Source organism: Paracidovorax cattleyae (assembly GCF_900104515.1).
Taxonomy (GTDB): Bacteria; Pseudomonadota; Gammaproteobacteria; order Burkholderiales; family Burkholderiaceae_C; genus Paracidovorax; species Paracidovorax cattleyae.
The window spans coordinates 169,938-189,026 of record NZ_FNJL01000005.1 but is presented as its reverse complement, the minus strand read 5'-3'; the positions used below and the strand labels follow the sequence as shown (position 1 = coordinate 189,026).

Annotated in this window: 21 protein-coding genes; 12 read left to right on the top strand and 9 right to left on the bottom strand. The window is 67.2% G+C overall.

Annotation, left to right across the window (positions count from 1 at the left end; all coding sequences use genetic code 11):
* Window positions 1–36: 36 nt before the first annotated feature.
* Window positions 37–1,251: a DesA family fatty acid desaturase gene (locus BLR05_RS05965; protein ID WP_092832888.1), complete on the top strand. Its 1,215-nt coding sequence runs from the start codon at window positions 37–39 to the stop codon at window positions 1,249–1,251.
* Between the two features lie 50 nt (window positions 1,252–1,301).
* Here the strand turns inward: BLR05_RS05965 and BLR05_RS05960 are convergent, their stop codons facing one another.
* Window positions 1,302–1,757 carry a hypothetical protein gene (locus tag BLR05_RS05960; protein WP_092832887.1) on the bottom strand — a complete coding sequence of 152 codons (456 nt, stop codon included), beginning with the start codon at window positions 1,755–1,757 and terminating at the stop codon, window positions 1,302–1,304.
* Between the two features lie 237 nt (window positions 1,758–1,994).
* Between BLR05_RS05960 and BLR05_RS05955 the strand changes: the two genes are divergently transcribed.
* Window positions 1,995–3,560: an aminotransferase-like domain-containing protein gene (locus tag BLR05_RS05955; protein ID WP_092832886.1), complete on the top strand. Its 1,566-nt coding sequence runs from the start codon at window positions 1,995–1,997 to the stop codon at window positions 3,558–3,560.
* A gap of 86 nt (window positions 3,561–3,646) precedes the next feature.
* Here BLR05_RS05955 and rpmG read toward each other — a convergent pair whose 3' ends face one another.
* From rpmG to trxB, 3 genes are all read right to left on the bottom strand, one after another.
* A complete protein-coding gene (gene rpmG, locus BLR05_RS05950; RefSeq protein WP_011796484.1) occupies window positions 3,647–3,817 on the bottom strand; it encodes a 50S ribosomal protein L33 in 171 nt (56 codons plus the stop codon).
* 11 nt (window positions 3,818–3,828) lie between these two features.
* Entirely contained in the window at window positions 3,829–4,062 is a 234-nt protein-coding gene (gene rpmB, locus BLR05_RS05945; protein WP_005797187.1) for a 50S ribosomal protein L28, read from the bottom strand.
* 245 nt (window positions 4,063–4,307) lie between these two features.
* The gene (trxB, locus tag BLR05_RS05940) at window positions 4,308–5,267 is read right to left on the bottom strand and encodes a thioredoxin-disulfide reductase (protein ID WP_092832885.1); all 960 of its coding nucleotides are present in this window, start codon (window positions 5,265–5,267) and stop codon (window positions 4,308–4,310) included.
* A gap of 213 nt (window positions 5,268–5,480) precedes the next feature.
* Between trxB and BLR05_RS05935 the strand changes: the two genes are divergently transcribed.
* Window positions 5,481–7,820, top strand: coding sequence for a DNA translocase FtsK (locus tag BLR05_RS05935; RefSeq protein ID WP_092832884.1), 2,340 nt, complete (start codon window positions 5,481–5,483; stop codon window positions 7,818–7,820).
* 44 nt (window positions 7,821–7,864) lie between these two features.
* On the top strand, window positions 7,865–8,500 hold the full coding sequence (gene lolA / locus BLR05_RS05930) for an outer membrane lipoprotein periplasmic chaperone LolA (protein WP_092832883.1): 636 nt from the start codon (window positions 7,865–7,867) through the stop codon (window positions 8,498–8,500).
* Window positions 8,501–8,537: 37 nt separating this feature from the next.
* Here lolA and BLR05_RS05925 read toward each other — a convergent pair whose 3' ends face one another.
* A complete protein-coding gene (locus BLR05_RS05925) occupies window positions 8,538–8,894 on the bottom strand; it encodes a DUF1304 domain-containing protein (RefSeq protein WP_092832882.1) in 357 nt (118 codons plus the stop codon).
* A gap of 193 nt (window positions 8,895–9,087) precedes the next feature.
* A complete protein-coding gene (locus BLR05_RS05920) occupies window positions 9,088–9,687 on the bottom strand; it encodes a uracil-DNA glycosylase family protein (protein WP_092832881.1) in 600 nt (199 codons plus the stop codon).
* A gap of 143 nt (window positions 9,688–9,830) precedes the next feature.
* On the opposite strand from BLR05_RS05920, the gene BLR05_RS05915 reads away from it, so the two are divergent.
* The 5 genes from BLR05_RS05915 to BLR05_RS05895 all read left to right on the top strand — a co-directional run bounded on the left by BLR05_RS05915 (window position 9,831) and on the right by BLR05_RS05895 (window position 15,005).
* The gene (locus BLR05_RS05915; protein ID WP_092832880.1) at window positions 9,831–11,135 is read left to right on the top strand and encodes a replication-associated recombination protein A; all 1,305 of its coding nucleotides are present in this window, start codon (window positions 9,831–9,833) and stop codon (window positions 11,133–11,135) included.
* Window positions 11,136–11,447: 312 nt separating this feature from the next.
* Window positions 11,448–12,377: a branched-chain amino acid ABC transporter permease gene (locus BLR05_RS05910; RefSeq protein ID WP_013595675.1), complete on the top strand. Its 930-nt coding sequence runs from the start codon at window positions 11,448–11,450 to the stop codon at window positions 12,375–12,377.
* Window positions 12,378–12,390: 13 nt separating this feature from the next.
* Complete coding sequence (locus tag BLR05_RS05905; RefSeq protein ID WP_092832939.1) at window positions 12,391–13,467, top strand: ABC transporter permease subunit; 1,077 nt, start codon at window positions 12,391–12,393, stop codon at window positions 13,465–13,467.
* Between the two features lie 24 nt (window positions 13,468–13,491).
* Window positions 13,492–14,274 (top strand): ABC transporter ATP-binding protein, encoded by a 783-nt coding sequence (locus BLR05_RS05900; RefSeq protein ID WP_092832938.1) that lies wholly within the window; start codon window positions 13,492–13,494, stop codon window positions 14,272–14,274.
* Between the two features lie 2 nt (window positions 14,275–14,276).
* Window positions 14,277–15,005 (top strand): ABC transporter ATP-binding protein, encoded by a 729-nt coding sequence (locus BLR05_RS05895; RefSeq protein ID WP_092832879.1) that lies wholly within the window; start codon window positions 14,277–14,279, stop codon window positions 15,003–15,005.
* 59 nt (window positions 15,006–15,064) lie between these two features.
* On the opposite strand, the gene BLR05_RS05890 is transcribed toward BLR05_RS05895, so the two are convergent.
* The gene (locus BLR05_RS05890; protein ID WP_092832878.1) at window positions 15,065–15,667 is read right to left on the bottom strand and encodes an outer membrane beta-barrel protein; all 603 of its coding nucleotides are present in this window, start codon (window positions 15,665–15,667) and stop codon (window positions 15,065–15,067) included.
* 318 nt (window positions 15,668–15,985) lie between these two features.
* Between BLR05_RS05890 and BLR05_RS05885 the strand changes: the two genes are divergently transcribed.
* Both BLR05_RS05885 and BLR05_RS05880 read left to right on the top strand, forming a co-directional pair.
* Window positions 15,986–16,633 carry a DUF47 domain-containing protein gene (locus BLR05_RS05885; protein WP_092832877.1) on the top strand — a complete coding sequence of 216 codons (648 nt, stop codon included), beginning with the start codon at window positions 15,986–15,988 and terminating at the stop codon, window positions 16,631–16,633.
* Between the two features lie 29 nt (window positions 16,634–16,662).
* On the top strand, window positions 16,663–17,673 hold the full coding sequence (locus BLR05_RS05880) for an inorganic phosphate transporter (RefSeq protein WP_092832876.1): 1,011 nt from the start codon (window positions 16,663–16,665) through the stop codon (window positions 17,671–17,673).
* 15 nt (window positions 17,674–17,688) lie between these two features.
* Here BLR05_RS05880 and BLR05_RS05875 read toward each other — a convergent pair whose 3' ends face one another.
* Window positions 17,689–18,162: a TM2 domain-containing protein gene (locus BLR05_RS05875; protein WP_092832875.1), complete on the bottom strand. Its 474-nt coding sequence runs from the start codon at window positions 18,160–18,162 to the stop codon at window positions 17,689–17,691.
* Window positions 18,159–18,680 (bottom strand): GNAT family N-acetyltransferase, encoded by a 522-nt coding sequence (locus tag BLR05_RS05870; protein WP_092832874.1) that lies wholly within the window; start codon window positions 18,678–18,680, stop codon window positions 18,159–18,161. Before BLR05_RS05870 ends, BLR05_RS05875 begins: the two co-directional genes overlap by 4 nt.
* Window positions 18,681–18,803: 123 nt before the next feature.
* Between BLR05_RS05870 and rpsP the strand changes: the two genes are divergently transcribed.
* A complete protein-coding gene (gene rpsP / locus BLR05_RS05865; RefSeq protein ID WP_092832873.1) occupies window positions 18,804–19,061 on the top strand; it encodes a 30S ribosomal protein S16 in 258 nt (85 codons plus the stop codon).
* Window positions 19,062–19,089: the final 28 nt, after the last annotated feature.

The following is a 19,089-nucleotide window of genomic DNA, read 5'->3' as shown; positions in this document are numbered from 1 at the left end:
TGGGTCTTCCACGTCCGTTTTCCTCTAAGGCTTCCTATGCACCTTCCCGACCGGGCCGTTCTCGATGCCATCCTCTCCTGGATGGCCGATGGCCTGCTGGACCTGTCTTGGTGGGAGATCGTCCTCTACACGCTCGTGACCACCCACATTACGATCGCCGCCGTGACGATCTTCCTGCACCGCGCCCAGGCGCACCGCTCGGTGGACCTCGGCGCCGTGCCGTCGCACTTCTTCCGCTTCTGGCTGTGGCTGGGCACGGGCATGGTCACGAAGGAATGGGTGGCCGTCCACCGTAAGCACCACGCCAAGTGCGAGACCGCCGACGATCCCCACAGCCCGCAGACCCGGGGCCTGGACACCGTGATGTGGCGCGGCGCCGAGCTGTACCGCTCCGAGGCCGGCAATGCCGAAACCCTCGCCAAGTTCGGCCACGGCACGCCCGACGACTGGATCGAGCGCAACCTCTACAGCCGCTTCGCATGGCAGGGCGTGGGCCTGATGCTGGTGATCGACCTGCTGCTCTTCGGCGCCGTCGGCGCCACCGTGTGGGCCGTGCAGATGCTCTGGATCCCGTTCTGGGCCGCGGGCGTGGTCAACGGCATCGGCCATTTCTGGGGCTACCGCAACTTCGAGGCGCAGGATGCCAGCACCAACCTCGTGCCCTGGGGGCTCGTGATCGGCGGCGAGGAGCTGCACAACAACCACCACACGTATCCCACTTCCGCCAAGTTCTCGGTCAAGCCCTACGAGTTCGACGTGGGCTGGCTCTACATCAGCCTGATGCGCCGCGTGGGCTGGGCCACCGTCAGGAAGGTGCCGCCCAAGCTGCGCCTGGGTGCCGTCAAGCCGGTGGCCGACGAAAAGACCCTGGAGGCCCTGATCGCCAACCGCTACGAGGTCATGGCCGGCTATGCGCGGGGCATGCGCCGCGCCTGCCGCGAGGAGATCGCCGCCCTCAAGGCCCGCAATGCGGACGTCTCCGTGCTGCGCGCCGCGCGCCGCTGGCTGCACCGCGATGCCGAGAAAGTGCCTGCGCGCGTCCAGGAACAGATCGCCCGTGCCCGTGCGGCCCACCCGGTGCTCGACACCATGGTCACCATGCGCGAGGAACTGCGGCAGCTCTGGCTCAATACCTCGCACTCGCGCGACCAGTTGACGGCCGACCTGCAGGCCTGGTGCCGCCGCGCCGAGGAAAGCGGCGTCGCCGCGCTGCGCGAGTTCTCCCAGAGGCTGCGGGCCGCCCAGGCCTGACGCTGCCAACAACCTTCACGGCTGCCGACGTTCCGGCGGGGGCGGGCCGCTTACCGTGCCGTGGTGGTGCGCGGGCCGGCAGTCGCTCCGCGTCGCGATCCGGTCCATGCCGCCACGGCGGCCAGCAGTGCTTGCGCCGCCGAGGCCGCTCCAGCCAGTACCGCCAGGCCAGCCCCGGGCACGGCGCCCACCGGCTGCAGGACCGGCGCCGGCTCCAGCAGCACCGCATGCGCCGTGGCGTGCCCTGGATTGGACACCTCCATCCATTCCGCCCCGCAGCCCGGTACGCCCTCCCGGCACTGCCCGGCTTCCAGATGGCCCAGGTCCACCTGGGAGGCCACCACCTGGCCCCAGACCACGGGGCCGGACCGGAGCGCGAGCCGGCCGCTTTCCACCACCAGCGAAGCGCCGGGTGGCAGGCACACCAGGAGCTTCTGGCCGGGCTGTACGGACAGCGGCGAAGCCGCAGGAGCAGGGATGGCGGCGGGGCGGGTGGTTTGCGGCATGGTTTCTCCTTGGGGCGCAATGCATCGGGACAGGGCTTCATCCTAGGAAGAACCCTGATGCGGGAACAGGCACAGGCTGTCCGCTTGCGAAGGGGAACAGCGCGGGTTTTCCTGTCTCTGTTATGGTTTGGGCACGGCCTGTCTGTATCTGTGCGGCCGCCCAGGTCCACGGCATGATGGCCGGACCGGCCTTCCACGGCCATGCCCCCGTTTCGCTTCCGCCGAGGCGTCTTCGCCATGAACGATTCCGTCGCAGAATTCCCCCTGCCTCCCGCCGCGCAGGCCGCGGGCCAGCCACGCTACCGGCAGATCGCGGGCCTGTACGCGCAGGCCATCGCGGCAGGCAGCCTGCAGCCCGGCCAGCGCCTGCCCTCCGTCCGGGAGCTGTGCCAGCGTCACGGCGTGAGCCTCACCACCGCCCTGCAGGTGCTGCGGCACCTCGAGGCCGAAGGCTTTGCCCAGGCGCGCGAGCGGGTGGGGTATTTCGCATCCATTCCGGGCCGCGTGTCTTCGCTGCCCGCCGCCCGCGAGCCGGAACTGCATGAGCCGCTTGCCCCGGATCCGCATGTGTTCGCCGGCATCAACGAGCGCATCTCCACCTTCCTCGAAAAGGCCCGCCGGGCGCCCCTGGCATTGGACCTGGGCAGCGCCATGCCGGCGCCCGCGCTGTTCGATGCCGAGGCGCTCAACCGCCTCGCGATCCGGCTGCTGCGCGAGCAGCCCGAGATCCTCGTGTACAGCCCGTCCGCGCCCTCCACGCATCCGGAGTTCCAGCGGGCCATGGCGCACAACGCGCTGAGCTTCGGCCTGAGCCTCGCGCCCGAGGGCATCGGCGCCACGCACGGCAACTCGGAGGCCGTCAACCTCGCCCTCGATGCGGTGGCGGAGCCGGGCGACGTGATCGCGGTCGAATCGCCCACCTTCTTCGGCATCCTGCAGGCCATCGAGGTGCGCGGCCTGCGCGCGCTAGAGATTCCCTGCAGCCCGCACACCGGCATATCGATCGAGGCCCTGGAGCTCGCGGCCCGCAACGAGCCCCGGCTCAGGGCGGTGGTGGTGGTGCCGCACCTGCAGATGCCCCAGGGCAGCGTCATGCCCGATGCCCACAAGGAGCGCCTCGTCGCGCTGTGCGTGGAGCATCGCCTCGCCCTCATCGAGGACGACATCTACCGCGAGTTCGTCGAGTCCGCCCAGCCGATGCGCCCCGCCAAGGCCTGGGACCGCCCGGGCGACGCGGGGCAGGTGATCTACTGCGCTTCGCTCAGCAAGAGCTTCGCGCCCGGGCTGCGCCAGGGGTGGATGAGCGCAGGGCGCTGGAACGCGCGCGTGCAGATGCTCAAGTTCGCCCGCACGCGCAACATGCAGACTTGGTCGCAGCTGCTCGCCGCCCGCACCGTGGGCTCGCCCGCCTATGACCGCCACTTGCGCCGCATGCGGGCGTCGCTGAAAGAGCAGCGCGAGCAGTCGGCGCGCGCGGTGGCCCGGTACTTCCCGTCGGGAACCCGCCTGAGCCTGCCGCCCGGTGGAATCAGCCTGTGGCTGGAACTGCCCGCGGGCCTGTCCTCCACGCGGCTCTACGACGACGCCCTGGCGCGCGGCATCCGCGTGGCGCCCGGGCCCATGTTCTCCAATACCGGCCGCTACGAGCGCTTCCTGCGGCTCAGCTGCGGCATGCCGTTCACGCCGGCGGTGGAAGAGGGCTACCGGGTGCTGGGCGAGTTGCTGGCCGGCCAGTGCGACGTCCTGCAGAACGCCGGCCGCGCGCCGCTGCGGGAAGAGGGGCGACGGGCCGCCGCGGCCTGAGAACAGGTTCCGAGGCGCACGGGAAAAAGAAAAGCCGCCCTCGGTGGGGCGGCTTTTCCGGGAAGGCGCTGGAAGCGGCTGGTGCCTTACTTCAGCTTCATTTCCTTGTACTCGACGTGCTTGCGAGCCTTGGGGTCGAACTTGATGATCGACATCTTCTCGGGCATCGTCTTCTTGTTCTTGGTGGTGGTGTAGAAGTGGCCGGTTCCTGCGGTGGATTCCAGCTTGATCTTGTCGCGTCCGCCTTTGGTTGCCATGGTGCTACTCCTTAAGCCTGGCCACGTGCACGCAGGTCGGCGAGCACGGAATCGATGCCGTTCTTGTCGATCAGACGCAGGGCGGCGCTGGAAACACGCAGGCGCACCCAGCGGTTTTCGCTCTCGACCCAGAAACGGCGGTATTGCAGGTTCGGCAGGAACCGGCGCTTGGTTTTGTTGTTGGCGTGGGAAACGTTGTTCCCGACCATGGGCTTCTTGCCCGTGACGTCGCAGACGCGTGCCATGAGGACACTCCGATTTTTCAAAATACAGCCGCAGGACATGCACGCTCCGCTGGTTCGCGAAAGCCTGTCCGCGCGGCCTCACCTCGCCAGATAGGGTGGCGGTAACCCGGTTGGTATCTGCTGCCGTAGGCGGCTCGCTTGAAAAAGCGGTGCGCAAGATGCAGCAAAGCCGCGCATTATAGCGCGGCCTTGAGAAAGATGTCCAGCCGCACGGCTTCGACCCGTGTGGACGGGCCGGGAGCGCGTCAGATCACGCTTTCCTGTTCCAGGAAGCGCTGCGCGTCGAGCGCGGCCATGCAGCCCGTGCCCGCGCTGGTGATGGCCTGCCGGTACACGTGGTCCTGCACGTCGCCGGCGGCGAACACGCCGGGCACGCTGGTCTGCGTGGCGAAGCCCTTGAGGCCGCCCTGCGTCACGATGTAGCCATTCTCCAGCGTGAGCTGGCCTTCGAAGATTCCGGTGTTGGGCGCGTGGCCGATCGCGATGAAGCAGCCCTGCAGTTCGATGTCCTGCGTGCTGCCGTCCAGCGTGCTCCTGATGCGGATGCCCGTCACGCCGCCGTCGTTGCCCAGCACCTCGTCAAGGGTGTGGAACACCTTCAGCTCGATCTTGCCGGCGGCGACCTTTTCGTTGAGCTTGTCCACCAGGATGGGCTCGGCCTTGAACTTGTCGCGGCGGTGCACCAGCGTCACCTTGCGGGCGATGTTGGAGAGGTAGAGGGCTTCTTCCACCGCCGTATTGCCGCCGCCCACCACGCAGACGTCCTGCTCGCGGTAGAAGAAGCCATCGCAGGTCGCGCACCCCGACACGCCGCGGCCCATGAACGCCTCTTCCGAGGGCAGGCCCAGGTACTTGGCCGAGGCGCCCGTGGCGATGATGAGCGAGTCGCAGGTATAGGTGCCGCTGTCCCCGGTGAGGGTGAACGGGCGCCTGGACAGGTCCACCTGGTTGATGTGGTCGAACACCACCTGGGTCTTGAAGCGCTCGGCGTGTTCCAGGAATCGCTGCATGAGTTCCGGGCCCTGCACGCCGTTCACGTCGGCGGGCCAGTTGTCCACTTCCGTCGTCGTCATGAGCTGGCCGCCCTGGGCGATGCCGGTGATCAGCACCGGGTTCAGGTTGGCGCGTGCGGCGTACACGGCGGCCGTGTAGCCGGCGGGGCCGGAGCCCAGGATCATGACTTTGGCGTGTTGCGTAGTGGACATGGTGAAAAGTAAGAGTTTGTGCCGGGACTTTTCCGCAGATGCGGCCGGCTGCCCGAGTATCCACCCGGGGCCGTCCCGCGCGGGGACGGGGTTTTCAATCGCCGCGATTGTAGGAAACGGTTGGAATCCGGGACGGTGCCAGGGACAGGCGGGACCGTCCCGCTCCTGACCGCAGAGCAGGGCATCGGGTAAGCTTGCCGCGCTCTTCGACCTATGACGTATTCCCTCAACACCCTCAATGCTTCTGCCGGGGGCAGATCGGCGCCGCGCGGCATGGCCGCGCGCTTCGGCCACGAGATCGGCCTGGTGGTCGGACTGCTGGCCCTGGTTTTCTGGCTGCTGGCCCTGGCCAGCTATTCGGCGCAGGACGCCGCATGGTCCACCTCCGGCGCCCACGACAGCCGGCTGATGGCGAACTGGGCCGGGCGCCTGGGCGCCTGGCTGGCCGACAGCAGCTATTTCGCGCTCGGCTTTTCCGTCTGGTGGTGTGTGGCCGCGGGCGTGCGCGCCTGGGTCGCCTCGCTCGCGCGCTGGATGCGCGGCGGAGAATCCGCGACACCCGGACAGAGCGCGCTGGCGCGGCGGCTGCTGTTCTGGATCGGTTTCGCGCTGCTGCTGTGCGCGAGCACGGCGCTCGAGTGGTCGCGCCTGTACCGGCTGGAGCCGCTCCTGCCCGGGCATGCCGGCGGCGTGCTCGGCTACATGACCGGCCCCGCCGGCGTGAAGTGGCTGGGCTTCACCGGCTCGGGCCTGGTGGCCGTGATCGCGGTCGTGGCCGGCGCCGCGCTGGTGTTCCGCTTCTCCTGGGGCCAGCTGGCCGAACGGCTGGGCGGCCGCATCGACGGGCTGGTCCAGTTCGGCCGGGCGAGCCGCGAGAAGGCCCGCGACGTCGCCGCCGGCAAGCGCGCCGCCCGCGAGCGCGAGGAGGTGGTGCAGGAAGAGCGCCATGAAATCCAGGAGCACCATCCGCAGCCCGTGCAGATCATCGAGCCCGTGCTCATGGCGGACGCGCCCCCGAGCGCGCGCGTGGTGAAGGAGCGGCAGAAGCCCCTTTTCACCGAAATGCCCGACAGCCGCCTGCCGCAGGTGGACCTGCTCGATGGCGCCCAGGCCCGGCAGGAAACCGTGGCGCCCGAGACGCTGGAGATGACCAGCCGGCTCATCGAGAAGAAGCTCAAGGACTTCGGCGTCGAGGTGCGCGTCGTGGCGGCCATGCCCGGGCCGGTGATCACCCGCTACGAGATCGAGCCCGCCACCGGCGTGAAGGGTTCGCAGATCGTGAACCTCGCCAAGGACCTGGCCCGCTCGCTGTCGCTGGTCTCCATCCGCGTGATCGAGACCATCCCCGGCAAGAACTACATGGCGCTGGAACTGCCCAACGCCAAGCGCCAGTCGATCCGCCTCTCCGAGATCCTGGGCTCGCAGATCTACCACGAAGCCAAGAGCATGCTCACCATGGGCCTGGGCAAGGACATCGTGGGCAATCCGGTGGTGGCCGACCTCGCCAAGATGCCGCACGTGCTGGTGGCCGGCACCACGGGTTCGGGCAAGTCGGTGGGGATCAACGCCATGATCCTTTCGCTGCTCTACAAGGCCGAGGCGCGCGACGTGCGCCTGCTGATGATCGACCCCAAGATGCTGGAAATGTCGGTCTACGAGGGCATACCGCACCTGCTCGCGCCCGTGGTCACCGACATGAAGCAGGCCGCGCACGGCCTGAACTGGTGCGTGGCCGAGATGGAGCGCCGCTACAAGCTCATGTCCAAGCTGGGCGTGCGCAACCTGGCGGGCTACAACACCAAGATCGACGAGGCCAAGGCGCGCGAGGAGTTCATCTACAACCCCTTCAGCCTCACCCCCGAGGAGCCCGAGCCGCTGGAGCGCCTGCCGCACATCGTCGTCATCATCGACGAACTGGCCGACCTCATGATGGTGGTGGGCAAGAAGATAGAGGAGCTGATCGCCCGGCTGGCGCAGAAGGCGCGGGCGGCCGGCATCCACCTCATCCTGGCCACGCAGCGGCCCAGCGTCGATGTGATCACCGGCCTCATCAAGGCCAACATCCCGACCCGTATCGCCTTCTCGGTGGGCTCGAAGATCGACAGCCGCACCATCCTGGACCAGATGGGCGCCGAGGCGCTGCTGGGCATGGGCGACATGCTCTACATGGCCAGCGGCACCGGGCTGCCCATCCGCGTGCACGGCGCCTTTGTGTCCGACGACGAGGTGCACCGCGTCGTGAGCTACCTCAAGAGCCAGGGCGAGCCCGACTACATCGAGGGCGTGCTCGAGGGCGGCACCGTGGATGGCGACGACGGCGCCTTCGGTGAAGGCGGCGGGGGGGGTGAAGGCGAAGAAAAAGACCCCATGTACGACCAGGCGGTGGAAGTGGTCCTCAAGGACCGCAAGGCCAGCATCTCGTACGTGCAGCGCAAGCTGCGCATCGGCTACAACCGCTCCGCGCGACTGCTGGAAGACATGGAAAAGGCCGGCCTCGTGAGCGCGCTCACCGCGAGCGGGCAGCGCGAGGTGCTGGTGCCCCACCGCGAATGACCGCCGGCATGCCGGAGCCTGGACGACAAGGATTGGATCGAAGCATGATGAAACAGTGGTTGGCGATCGCCGTGATCGCGGTCGGCGCGCAGAGCGCGTGGGCCGACGGTCTGGCGAGCCTGGAATCGTTCATGAAGGGCGCCCAGGCCGGGCGCGCGGATTTCACCCAGACCGTGACGTCGCCCCCGAAGGACGGCCAGGCCTCCCGCACCCGGACCTCCTCCGGCACCTTCGAGTTCCAGCGTCCCGGGCGCTTCAAGTTCACCTACGCCAAGCCCTTCGCCCAGACCATCGTGGCCGACGGCAAGTCGCTCTGGCTCTACGACGCCGACCTGAACCAGGTCACCCAGCGGGCGCAGGCGCAGGCGCTGGGCACCACGCCCGCCGCGCTGCTGGCTTCCGCCCCCGACCTGCAGGCCCTGCGCAAGGATTTCAATCTCGACTCCGCGCCGGAGCAGGACGGCCTGCAATGGGTGCTGGCCACGCCCAGGACCAAGGACGGCCAGCTCAAGAGCGTGCGCGTGGGTTTCCAGGGCGAGCAGCTCGCGGCCCTGGACATCCTCGACAGCTTCGGCCAGCGTTCGGTGATCCGCTTCGCGAACGTCCAGTCCAGCGCCTCCCTGCCGGCCTCCACCTTCGAGTTCAAGCCTCCGCAGGGCGCGGACGTGGTACGCCAGTGATCCCCGGCGGGGTGCTGCGCCGCCGTGCTGCCCGCTGCTAGATCCAGAACAGCGCCAGGCCCAGTGCCGCAGGCACCGTCTGGATGTACAGTATCTTGCGCGCCACCGTGGCGCCGCCGTAGAGCCCGGCCGCCAGCACGCAGAGCAGGAAGAAGGTCAGCACGGCCCGCCCGTGCGGTCCGCCGAGCCACAGTCCCCAGAGCAGGCCGGCTGCCAGGAAACCGTTGTAGAGCCCCTGGTTGGCCGCCAGCACCTTCGTGTCCGCCGCGCGCTCCGGCGTGTTTCGGAAAGCCCTGAGGCCTGCCGGCTTGTCCCAGAGGAACATCTCCAGGACGAGGATGTAGATGTGCAGCAGCGCGATCAGCGCGGCGACGGCATGGGCAGCGAAATGCATGGATGGGTCTCCTGGATGTTGGGGGGCTTGCCTTCGGGCAAGCGCGCGACGCCGGATTGTGCGCGCAGTGCGGCGCCCAGCCTGGCACCTCGCGGACTCGTGTCGCCGGCAGTGGATGGCCGCTTCGCATATCCGGGCGTGGCTTCGCACGCCGTGCCTGGTGTTGCCGAACCGGCCGGACGCTCTGGCGCGATCAGTCCGCGAGTACCTCCGTCACCTGCTGGCGCAGGGCGGGCAGCAATGCGTCGGCGAACCACGGATGGCGCTTCAGCCAGCCGTTGTTGCGTGGGCTGGGATGCGGCAGCACCCGCAGCCCTGGCGCGCCCCGGCGCCAGTCCTGCACGGCCTCGGTCAAGGATGCGGGTGCCGCCGCGCCATGCCCGTGCCAGGCGAAGGCGTGCGCGCCGAGCACGATGGTGAGTCGGATGCCGGGCAGGGCATCCAGCAGCGGCTGCCGCCAGGTGGCGGCGCATTCCGGGCGCGGCGGCAGATCGCCCGAGCGGCCGGTGCCGGGATAGCAGAAACCCATGGGGATGATCGCGATGCGCCCGGGGTCATAGAACGTCTCCCGGTCCACTCCCATCCAGGCGCGCAGCCGTTCCCCGCTCGCATCGTCGAAGGGAATGCCGCTGGCGTGCACCTTGCGCCCCGGTGCCTGGCCCGCGACGAGAATGCGTGCCCCGGCGGAGGCCTGCAGCACGGGCCGCGGCCCGAGGGGCAGGCTGCCCGCGCAGAGCGTGCAGCCGCGCACGTCGCGGAGCAGGGCGGTGAGGTCGGGCTGGGTGCACGGCATGGACGTGGGGCGGGGCGGAGTCCCCGGATTGGTGCAGGATACCGCCAGCAGGAATAATGGGTGCGGCGGCCTGTCTTTGCCGATCGCTCCTGCCGGTTTCCCTTCCCGAACCCACGTTCTTCGCTGTATCGCATCCCACCGCCATGGCTGATCTGTTCTCCACGTCCCCTGCGGCTCCCCTGGCCGAAGCCCTGCGTCCGGCCAGCCTGGACGAGGTGATCGGGCAGTCCCACCTGCTGGGGGAGGGCAAGCCGTTGAGGCTTGCGTTCGAGTCGGGCAAGCCGCACTCCATGATCTTCTGGGGGCCGCCAGGCGTGGGCAAGACGACCCTGGCCCGGCTCACGGCCACGGCATTCCAGTGCGAGTTCATCGCCTTGTCTGCCGTGTTCTCCGGCGTCAAGGACATCCGGGCGGCGATGGAGCAGGCGCAGCACAACCTGGCGATGGGCAAGCACACGATCCTGTTCGTGGATGAAATCCACAGGTTCAACAAGTCCCAGCAAGACGCTCTGCTTCCCTATGCGGAGAGCGGCCTGGTGACCTTCATCGGGGCCACCACCGAGAACCCTTCCTTCGAGGTGAACTCGGCTCTGCTGTCGCGCGCCCAGGTCTATGTCCTGAAGTCCCTGACGGATGAAGAGCTGCGGCTGCTTCTGAAACGCGCGCAGGAGATGGCCCTCAGCCATCTCCGGTTCGACGACCTGGCAACGGACACCATCATCGGCTATGCGGACGGCGACGCGAGACGGTTCCTGAACCTGCTGGAACAGACCAGCACGGCAGCCAGTGCTTCCGGGATCACGGAGATCACCGCCGACTTCCTGCAGAACGCCTTGACGCTGAACAGCCGGCGTTTCGACAAGGGCGGGGACAACTTCTACGACCAGATTTCAGCCTTGCACAAGTCGGTGCGCGGCTCCCATCCGGACGCGGCCCTCTACTGGCTCACACGCATGCTGGACGGTGGTGCGGACGCGAGGTATCTGTCGCGCCGCATTGTCCGCATGGCGTGGGAAGACATCGGGCTGGCCGATCCCAGGGCCATGCAGATCGCCAACGACGCAGCGCTGACCTATGAGCGGCTGGGGAGCCCGGAGGGCGAACTGGCCCTGGGGCAGGCCGTGATCTATCTGGCGATGGCAGCCAAGAGCAACGCCGGTTACAACGCCTACAACGCGGCCCGGGCCTTCGTGAAGAAGGACAAGAGCCGTGAAGTGCCGGTCCACCTGCGCAACGCACCCACCAAGCTCATGAAGGAGCTGGGCTACGGCCATGAGTACCGGTACGCGCATGATGAACCCAACGCCTACGCTGCCGGGGAAACCTATCTTCCCGACGGCATGGACGAGCCGCGCTGGTACCAACCCGTGCCCAGGGGCCTTGAGGTGAAGATCGCGGAGAAGCTGGCGGTGCTCAGAAGCTGGGATGAAGAAGCCGGCAAGAAATGAGATGAAGTCCCGGAGGCCGGGCGACGGATGATCGCCGGCCTCCGCACGTGCAGATGCCCGGCCCCGCGTCCGTGCCTGAATGGATCAGCGCACCTAATGGCTTATGCGGGCTCCTGATGCCCTGCCCATCCCCGGGAAAACCCCGTCGGGCCGTGGTAAGGCGGCCGCAAGGCATCTGGCTACAATCCCGCACCAGACCCGCGTGGCACCTGTCCTGGCGGGTTTTTTGCTACATGGCAATCGGGCCCAAAAGGCTGAACCGATTCCCGGCCCAATAACGGGATGGGACGTTATCAACGAAGGACTTTTTCTATGGACATTTTGCTGCAGCAGATCATCAACGGTCTGGTCCTCGGCAGCATGTACGCCTTGATAGCCTTGGGCTATACCATGGTGTACGGCATCATTCAGTTGATCAACTTCGCCCACGGGGAAGTGCTCATGATCGGGGCGCTGACCAGTTGGAGCTGCATCGGGCTGATGCAGGAAGCCATGCCGGGCGCGCCGGGCTGGGTCATTCTCCTGCTGGCCACCATCATCGCCTGCGTGGTCGCCGCCGCGCTCAACTTCACCATCGAAAAGGTCGCCTACCGTCCGCTGCGCAGCAGCCCCCGCCTCGCTCCCCTGATCACCGCCATCGGCATGTCCATCCTGCTGCAGACGCTGGCCATGATCATCTGGAAGCCGAACTACAAGCCCTATCCCACGCTGCTGCCGACCACGCCGTTCCAGATCGGCGGTGCGGTGATCACCTCCACGCAGGTGTTGATCCTGGCCGTCACGGCCATCTCGCTCGCCTCGCTGGTCTACCTGGTCAACTACACGAAGCTGGGCCGCGCCATGCGGGCCACCGCAGAGAACCCGCGCGTCGCCGCCCTGATGGGCGTCAAGCCGGACATGGTCATCTCGGCCACCTTCATCATCGGCGCCGTGCTCGCCGCGATCGCCGGCATCATGTATGCCTCCAACTACGGCACCGCCCAGCACACCATGGGCTTCCTGCCGGGCCTGAAGGCCTTCACGGCGGCCGTGTTCGGCGGCATCGGCAACCTGGCCGGCGCGGTGGTGGGCGGCATCCTCCTGGGGCTCATCGAGGCCATCGGCTCGGGCTACATCGGCACCCTCACGGGCGGCCTGCTGGGCAGCAACTACACCGACATCTTCGCCTTCATCGTGCTGATCATCATCCTCACGCTGCGCCCCTCGGGCCTGCTGGGCGAGCGTGTGGCCGACCGTGCCTGAGGAACGCATTCCCATGAAAAACAGCAAAGCCCAATGGATCATCGGCGCCATCGCGCTGCTCGTCCTGCCGCTCATCCTGCAGTCCTTCGGCAACGCCTGGGTGCGCATCGCCGACCTCGCGCTGCTCTACGTCATGCTGGCCCTGGGCCTGAACATCGTGGTCGGCTACGCCGGCCTGCTGGACCTCGGCTACGTGGCCTTCTACGCCGTGGGGGCCTATCTCTTCGGCCTCATGGCGTCGCCGCACCTGTCCGACACCTTCGCGAGCTTCGCGGCCATGTTCCCCAACGGGCTGCACACCTCCCTGTGGCTCGTGATACCGCTGGCCGCGCTGGTGGCCGCGATCTTCGGGGCGCTGCTGGGGGCGCCCACGCTCAAGCTGCGCGGCGACTACCTCGCCATCGTCACGCTGGGCTTCGGCGAGATCATCCGCATCTTCCTGAACAACCTGGACCACCCCATCAACCTGACCAACGGCCCCAAGGGCATCGGCCAGATCGACTCGGTCAAGGTCTTCGGCCTGGATCTCGGCCGGCGCCTGGAGGTGTTCGGCTATGACATCAACTCCGTCACGCTCTACTACTACCTGTTCCTGATCCTGGTGGTGCTCAGCGTCATCATCTGCTACCGGCTGCAGGATTCCCGCATCGGCCGCGCCTGGATGGCCATCCGCGAGGACGAGATCGCCGCCAAGGCCATGGGCATCAACACCCGCAACCTCAAGCTGCTGGCCTTCGGCATGGGTGCGTCCTTCGGCGGCGTCTCGGGCGCGATGTTCGGTGCCTTCCAGGGCTTCGTCTCGCCCGAGTCGTTCAGCCTGATGGAGTCCGTGATGATCGTCGCCATGGTGGTGCTGGGCGGCATCGGCCACATCCCCGGCGTGATCCTGGGCGCCGTGCTGCTGTCCGCGCTGCCCGAGGTGCTGCGCTACGTGGCGGGCCCGCTGCAGTCCATGACGGACGGCCGCCTCGATTCCGCCATCCTGCGCCAGCTGCTGATCGCGCTGGCCATGATCATCATCATGCTGCTGCGCCCGCGCGGCCTCTGGCCTTCGCCCGAGCACGGCAAGAGCCTCGTGCAGAAGTCCTGAGAACACCCTTCGAGAGCAATGAACATGGCAGAAACAACCAACGAAGTGGTGCTGAAGGTCGCCGGTATTTCCAAGCGTTTCGGCGGGCTGCAGGCCCTCTCCGATGTCGGCATCACCATCGGCCGCGGCCAGGTGTACGGCCTCATCGGCCCCAACGGTGCGGGCAAGACCACCTTCTTCAACGTGATCACGGGCCTGTACACGCCTGACAGCGGAACCTTCGAGCTCGCCGGCAAGCCCTACGAACCGACGGCGGTCCACGAAGTGGCCAAGGCCGGCATCGCCCGCACGTTCCAGAACATCCGCCTCTTCGCGGAAATGACGGCCCTGGAGAACGTGATGGTGGGCCGCCACATCCGCACCGGCTCCGGCCTGATCGGTGCGGTCTTCCGCACCAAGGCGTTCAAGGAGGAAGAGGCCGCGATCGCCAGGCGCGCGCAGGAGCTCCTCGATTACGTGGGCATCGGCAAGTACGCCGACTTCAAGGCACGCACCCTGTCCTACGGCGACCAGCGCCGCCTGGAGATCGCGCGCGCCCTGGCCACCGATCCCCAGCTGATCGCGCTCGACGAGCCCGCCGCCGGCATGAACGCGACGGAGAAGGTGCAACTGCGCGAGCTGATCGACCGCATCCGCCGGGACAACCGCACCATCCTGCTGATAGAGCACGACGTGAAGCTGGTCATGGGTCTGTGCGACCGTGTGACTGTCCTCGACTACGGCAAGCAGATCGCCGAAGGAACGCCTGCCGACGTGCAGAAGAATGAAAAAGTGATTGAGGCCTACCTGGGCACCGGAGGACACTGAGCATGGCCGAGAAATCCAACAAAGTACTGCTGTCGGTCAAGGGCCTGAAGGTGGCCTACGGCGGCATCCAGGCCGTCAAGGGCGTGGACTTCGAGGTGCGCGAGGGCGAGCTCGTCTCCCTCATCGGCTCCAACGGCGCCGGCAAGACCACGACGATGAAGGCCATCACCGGCACGCTGGCGATGAACGACGGCGACATCCAGTACCTGGGCGAGAGCATCCGGGGCAAGGGCGCCTGGGACCTCGTGAAGAAGGGGCTGGTGATGGTGCCCGAGGGCCGCGGCGTGTTCGCCCGCATGACCATCACCGAGAACCTGCTGATGGGCGCTTACACGCGCAACGACAAGGCCGGCATCCAGGCCGACATCGAGAAGATGTTCAACATCTTCCCGCGCCTGCGTGAGCGCAAGGACCAGCTCGCGGGCACCATGTCCGGCGGCGAGCAGCAGATGCTCGCCATGGGCCGCGCGCTCATGAGTCAGCCCAAGGTGCTGCTGCTGGACGAACCCTCCATGGGCCTGTCCCCCATCATGGTGGACAAGATCTTCGAGGTGGTGCGCGACGTCTATGCCCTGGGCGTGACCATCGTGCTGGTGGAGCAGAATGCCAGCCGCGCGCTGGCCCTGGCCGACCGCGGCTATGTGATGGAGTCCGGCCTGATCACCATGACAGGCCCGGGCCAGGATCTGCTGAACGATCCGCGCGTGCGGGCCGCCTACCTGGGCGAGTGACGCGCGATGGCGCCCGGCGCCGTGGACGATGAAAAGGCCCCGCGAGGGGCCTTTTGCGTTTAGTACCGGTACTGCACGCCGATCGTCGTCATGTCCACGTCCGACTTGCCGTCGGCGAAGTGCAGACGGTGGCGCTCCCATTCCAGCACGGCGGCCCACTGGGGATTGAAGGCCCAGCGCACACCCGCGCCATAGGAGAGGCCGAAGCCGTCGTCCTTGCCGGTGGCGACACCGAAGCCCGGATTGCCCGACGTGCGGGTGCGCCCGTAGGTGGTGCCGAGCTTGCCGAACACGTCGAACTGCTCGCCGATCGGAGCGCGGCCCACCAGGCTGAAGTTCAGGCCTTGGGCCTTGGTGTCGTCACCGAGGCGGCTGGCCTTGCCGAAGTTCAGGTAGCCGAACTCCACCCCGAAGTTGGGGTGGAAGAAGCCGCCCGTGTAGAGCTTCCAGCCGGTATCGCTGTCGTCGAAGTTGAAGAGGCTCGTGCCGTTGCGCAGGTCGTACTTGGATTGGCCCGCACTCAGGCCGATATAGCCCTGCTGCGTGGCGGGTATGAAGGAGTTGCCGGTCGCGCGGCTGGCCTGGGCGTGGGCGGCCATGGTGCCGCAGGCGAGCGCCAGGGCGCAGGACAGCAGGCGGAGGGAGCGGTTCGGTGTGTGCATGGGTGTTCCTTGTGGTGTGAAAACGGCTGGGCGGCGGCAGGATCGGAGGCTGCACCTCGGCCCGCGCGCGGGCCTTGGGGCCATTGGACGGGGCGCGGCGCCGCAGGTTTGTGGGTACTCACGTTCCGCATTTGTAGGAATGCGCTGACAAGAAAGCGCATACGCCGGCCCAACGCTGCGCATCCGGCGGCATTTATCCGGATCGGAGCGGAGCGCGGTCGCGGTTAAACTCGCGCCTTTCTTGAAATCGTCACCATTTCGTCACAATGCGGCAGCCGTCGCAGGTGGCGCATGCCTGCCAGTCGTCCAGGAGTCCCGATGTTGTTTGGAAAGCTGTTGCCCCGCGAGGGCAATTTTTTCGAGATGTTCAACCAGCATGCGGACCGCATCGTCGAGGCGGCGAGGGCCTTCTCCCAGCTGGTCGCCAACTACAACGACCCACACCTGCGCGACAAGTACAACCAGGACGTGGACAACGCCGAGCGTGCCGCCGACCGCGTGACGCACGAGGTCAACCGCACGCTGCACAAGACCTTCATCACCCCGATCGACCGCGAGCAGATCCATTCGCTCATCAACACGATGGACGACGTGGCCGACGTGATCCAGGACTCGGCAGAAACCATGGCGCTCTATGACGTGCGCCACATGACCGAAGAGATCACCCGCCTCACGGACCTGAGCCTGAAGTGCTGCGAGCGGCTGCGCGATGCCGTCAAGCTGCTGGAGAAGATCGCCGACCCGGGCGTGGCCGAGGCGGCGCTCAAGACCTGCGAGGAAATCGACCGCCTGGAAAGCGATGCCGACCGCGTCATGCGCAGCGCCATGAGCAAGCTTTTCCGCGAAGAGCCCGACGTTCGCGAGGTGCTGAAGCTCAAGGCCATCTACGAGCTGCTGGAAACCATCACCGACAAGTGCGAGGACGTGGCCAACCACATCGAGGGCATCATCCTCGAGAACTCCTGACCCGCGGCGGACGCAAGCGCTCTCAAAGCATGGAAACCGTACAAACCGCCCTGTGGGTCGTTGCCCTCCTGGTCGCGCTGGCCATCCTGTTCGATTTCATGAACGGATTCCACGACGCCGCCAATTCGATCGCGACCGTCGTCTCCACCGGTGTGCTCAAGCCCACGCAGGCTGTCGTCTTCGCTGCGTTCTTCAACTTCGTCGCGATCTTCGTCTTCCACCTGAGCGTGGCCGCCACCATCGGCAAGGGGATCGTGCAGCCCGGGGTGGTGGACACCCACGTCATATTCGGCGCGCTGGTGGGGGCCATTACCTGGAACGTCATTACCTGGTACTACGGCATCCCCAGCAGTTCGTCGCACGCGCTGATCGGCGGCATCGTGGGGGCGGTGATCGCCAAGGGCGGCATCGGGTCGCTGATTTCCGGGGGCATCTTCAAGACCGTGGCGTTCATCTTCGTGTCGCCGCTGCTCGGCTTCCTGCTGGGTTCCCTCATGATGGTGGCCGTGGCGTGGGTCTTCCGCCGCTCCCGTCCCAGCAAGGTGGACAAGTGGTTCCGACGCCTGCAGCTGCTCTCCGCCGGCGCCTACAGCCTGGGCCACGGGGGCAACGATGCGCAGAAGACCATCGGGATCATCTGGCTGCTGCTGATCGCCACCGGGCATGCCTCGGCTTCGGACAGCGCGCCCCCGACCTGGACCATCATCGCGTGCTACATGGCCATCGGCCTGGGCACGATGTTCGGCGGCTGGCGCATCGTGAAGACGATGGGCCAGAAGATCACCAAGCTCAAGCCCGTCGGCGGCTTCTGCGCCGAGACGGGCGGGGCGATGACCCTGTTCCTCGCCACGGCCCTCGGCATTCCGGTGTCCACTACCCACACCATCACCGGCGCCATCGTCGGCGTGGGCTCCACCCAGCGAGCCAGTGCCGTGCGCTGGGGCGTGGCCGGCAACATCGTCTGGGCGTGGATCCTGACGATTCCCGCCAGCGCCTTCGTCGCCTCCATCGCCTACTGGATCAGCCTGCAGATGTACTGACCGGGCCGCCCGGCGTCACTGCGAGATCTTGCGCGCTTCCTCGATCTGGTACTCGAAGTAGCGCTGGAAGCTGAACGCCAGGCTCGCCATCAAAACGGCCGTGCCCACCATCAGCGCCAGCGCGATCGCGAACACCGTCGCCCAGCGCGTGCGTCCTGCGGGCGCCTCGGGATCCCTGGCGGGATTGAACCGGGTATTCCAGCGCTCCGGAGGCATCAGCCCGTAGAGGATGGCCCGCAGTGCGCAGCCGGCGATGGTGAAGCCCAGCAGCGGCACCAGCACCCAGCTCAGGTGGTCGTCCTGCCCCCATTGCTGCACGCGCTGGATGCCGTAGATTCCCAGCGCGGTGGGGATGGGCAGTATCCAGCCCATCATGTCGCCCATGCCGTGCAGGTAGAAGCGGTGCAGGCCCAGCGGGCCGCCCAGGAAGGCGAGCCACGCAGCGGCGGTCTTGCTTTTCGTGCGGGCCATGTGCGTTGGCCGGTTCATTCGGGCGCCGTGGTGTCCGCGGCGCCGAGGGGCTTTTCCATGAGCACCACATCGCGCCAGGCGCCGAACTTCCAGCCGACCGAGCGCATCACGCCGATCTCGGTGAAGCCCGCGGCGCGGTGCACGCCGACCGAGCCGGCGTTGGCGGAGTCGCCGATCACCGCCAGCAGCTTGCGCACGCCCGCGGTCTCGGCGGCGTCGCAGAGCGCATCCAGCAGCAGCCGGCCCACGCCGCGCCCCCGGGCCGCGTCCGCCACGTAGATCGAGTCTTCCGCGGAAAAGCGGTAGGCCGGGCGCGGCTTGAACCAGTTGGCGTAGGCGAAGCCGAGGATCTCCCCCTGTTCCTCGGCCACGAGGTAGGGCAGGCCGCGCGCCAGCACGTCGGCGCGCCGGGCCGCCATGTCGGCGGCGCTGGGCGAATCGGTCTCGAAGGTGCCCGTGCCGTGCAGCACATGGTGGCCATAGATGGCGGTGATGGTGGGGAGATCTTCGTCGCGGCTCGGGCGGATATTTGGCATACGTCGGGATGTGGATATAATCGCGGGCTTTGCAGCGTGTCGCTGGCCGGGTGGCCATGTCGCGTGTCTCAAACGCCGCAAAACCTCGACAGATTTTGCTGTCACCCACCCGAAGGATTCATTATGGTCGTGATTCGACTCTCCCGCGGCGGCTCCAAGGGCCGTCCGTTCTTCAACATCGTCGTTGCCGACAAGCGCGTGCGCCGCGATGGCCGCTTCATCGAGCGCCTGGGCTTCTACAACCCCACCGCCAAGGAAGGCGAAGAGGGCCTGCGCATCGCCCAGGACCGCCTGACGTACTGGAAGGGCGTGGGCGCCCAGACGTCCGACACCGTCGAGCGCCTGATCAGGCAGGGCGCCAAGAAGGCCGTCGCCGCCTGATCCTCGGTCGTCGAGCCGGGAGATCCAT

Excerpts from the sequence above, each read along its gene's own strand:
- BLR05_RS05915 (WP_092832880.1), top strand. The coding sequence starts at position 9,831 with ATGGCTGATCTGTTCTCCACGTCCCCTGCGGCTCCCCTGGCCGAAGCC.
- BLR05_RS05870 (WP_092832874.1), bottom strand. The coding sequence starts at position 18,680 with ATGCCAAATATCCGCCCGAGCCGCGACGAAGATCTCCCCACCATCACC.
- BLR05_RS05965 (WP_092832888.1), top strand. The coding sequence starts at position 37 with ATGCACCTTCCCGACCGGGCCGTTCTCGATGCCATCCTCTCCTGGATG.
- trxB (WP_092832885.1), bottom strand. The coding sequence starts at position 5,267 with ATGTCCACTACGCAACACGCCAAAGTCATGATCCTGGGCTCCGGCCCC.
- BLR05_RS05885 (WP_092832877.1), top strand. The coding sequence starts at position 15,986 with ATGTTGTTTGGAAAGCTGTTGCCCCGCGAGGGCAATTTTTTCGAGATG.
- BLR05_RS05895 (WP_092832879.1), top strand. The coding sequence starts at position 14,277 with ATGGCCGAGAAATCCAACAAAGTACTGCTGTCGGTCAAGGGCCTGAAG.
- BLR05_RS05920 (WP_092832881.1), bottom strand. The coding sequence starts at position 9,687 with ATGCCGTGCACCCAGCCCGACCTCACCGCCCTGCTCCGCGACGTGCGC.
- BLR05_RS05875 (WP_092832875.1), bottom strand. The coding sequence starts at position 18,162 with ATGAACCGGCCAACGCACATGGCCCGCACGAAAAGCAAGACCGCCGCT.
- rpsP (WP_092832873.1), top strand. The coding sequence starts at position 18,804 with ATGGTCGTGATTCGACTCTCCCGCGGCGGCTCCAAGGGCCGTCCGTTC.
- BLR05_RS05925 (WP_092832882.1), bottom strand. The coding sequence starts at position 8,894 with ATGCATTTCGCTGCCCATGCCGTCGCCGCGCTGATCGCGCTGCTGCAC.
- BLR05_RS05935 (WP_092832884.1), top strand. The coding sequence starts at position 5,481 with ATGACGTATTCCCTCAACACCCTCAATGCTTCTGCCGGGGGCAGATCG.
- BLR05_RS05890 (WP_092832878.1), bottom strand. The coding sequence starts at position 15,667 with ATGCACACACCGAACCGCTCCCTCCGCCTGCTGTCCTGCGCCCTGGCG.
- BLR05_RS05905 (WP_092832939.1), top strand. The coding sequence starts at position 12,391 with ATGAAAAACAGCAAAGCCCAATGGATCATCGGCGCCATCGCGCTGCTC.
- rpmB (WP_005797187.1), bottom strand. The coding sequence starts at position 4,062 with ATGGCACGCGTCTGCGACGTCACGGGCAAGAAGCCCATGGTCGGGAAC.
- lolA (WP_092832883.1), top strand. The coding sequence starts at position 7,865 with ATGATGAAACAGTGGTTGGCGATCGCCGTGATCGCGGTCGGCGCGCAG.
- BLR05_RS05900 (WP_092832938.1), top strand. The coding sequence starts at position 13,492 with ATGGCAGAAACAACCAACGAAGTGGTGCTGAAGGTCGCCGGTATTTCC.
- rpmG (WP_011796484.1), bottom strand. The coding sequence starts at position 3,817 with ATGGCAACCAAAGGCGGACGCGACAAGATCAAGCTGGAATCCACCGCA.
- BLR05_RS05910 (WP_013595675.1), top strand. The coding sequence starts at position 11,448 with ATGGACATTTTGCTGCAGCAGATCATCAACGGTCTGGTCCTCGGCAGC.
- BLR05_RS05955 (WP_092832886.1), top strand. The coding sequence starts at position 1,995 with ATGAACGATTCCGTCGCAGAATTCCCCCTGCCTCCCGCCGCGCAGGCC.
- BLR05_RS05880 (WP_092832876.1), top strand. The coding sequence starts at position 16,663 with ATGGAAACCGTACAAACCGCCCTGTGGGTCGTTGCCCTCCTGGTCGCG.
- BLR05_RS05960 (WP_092832887.1), bottom strand. The coding sequence starts at position 1,757 with ATGCCGCAAACCACCCGCCCCGCCGCCATCCCTGCTCCTGCGGCTTCG.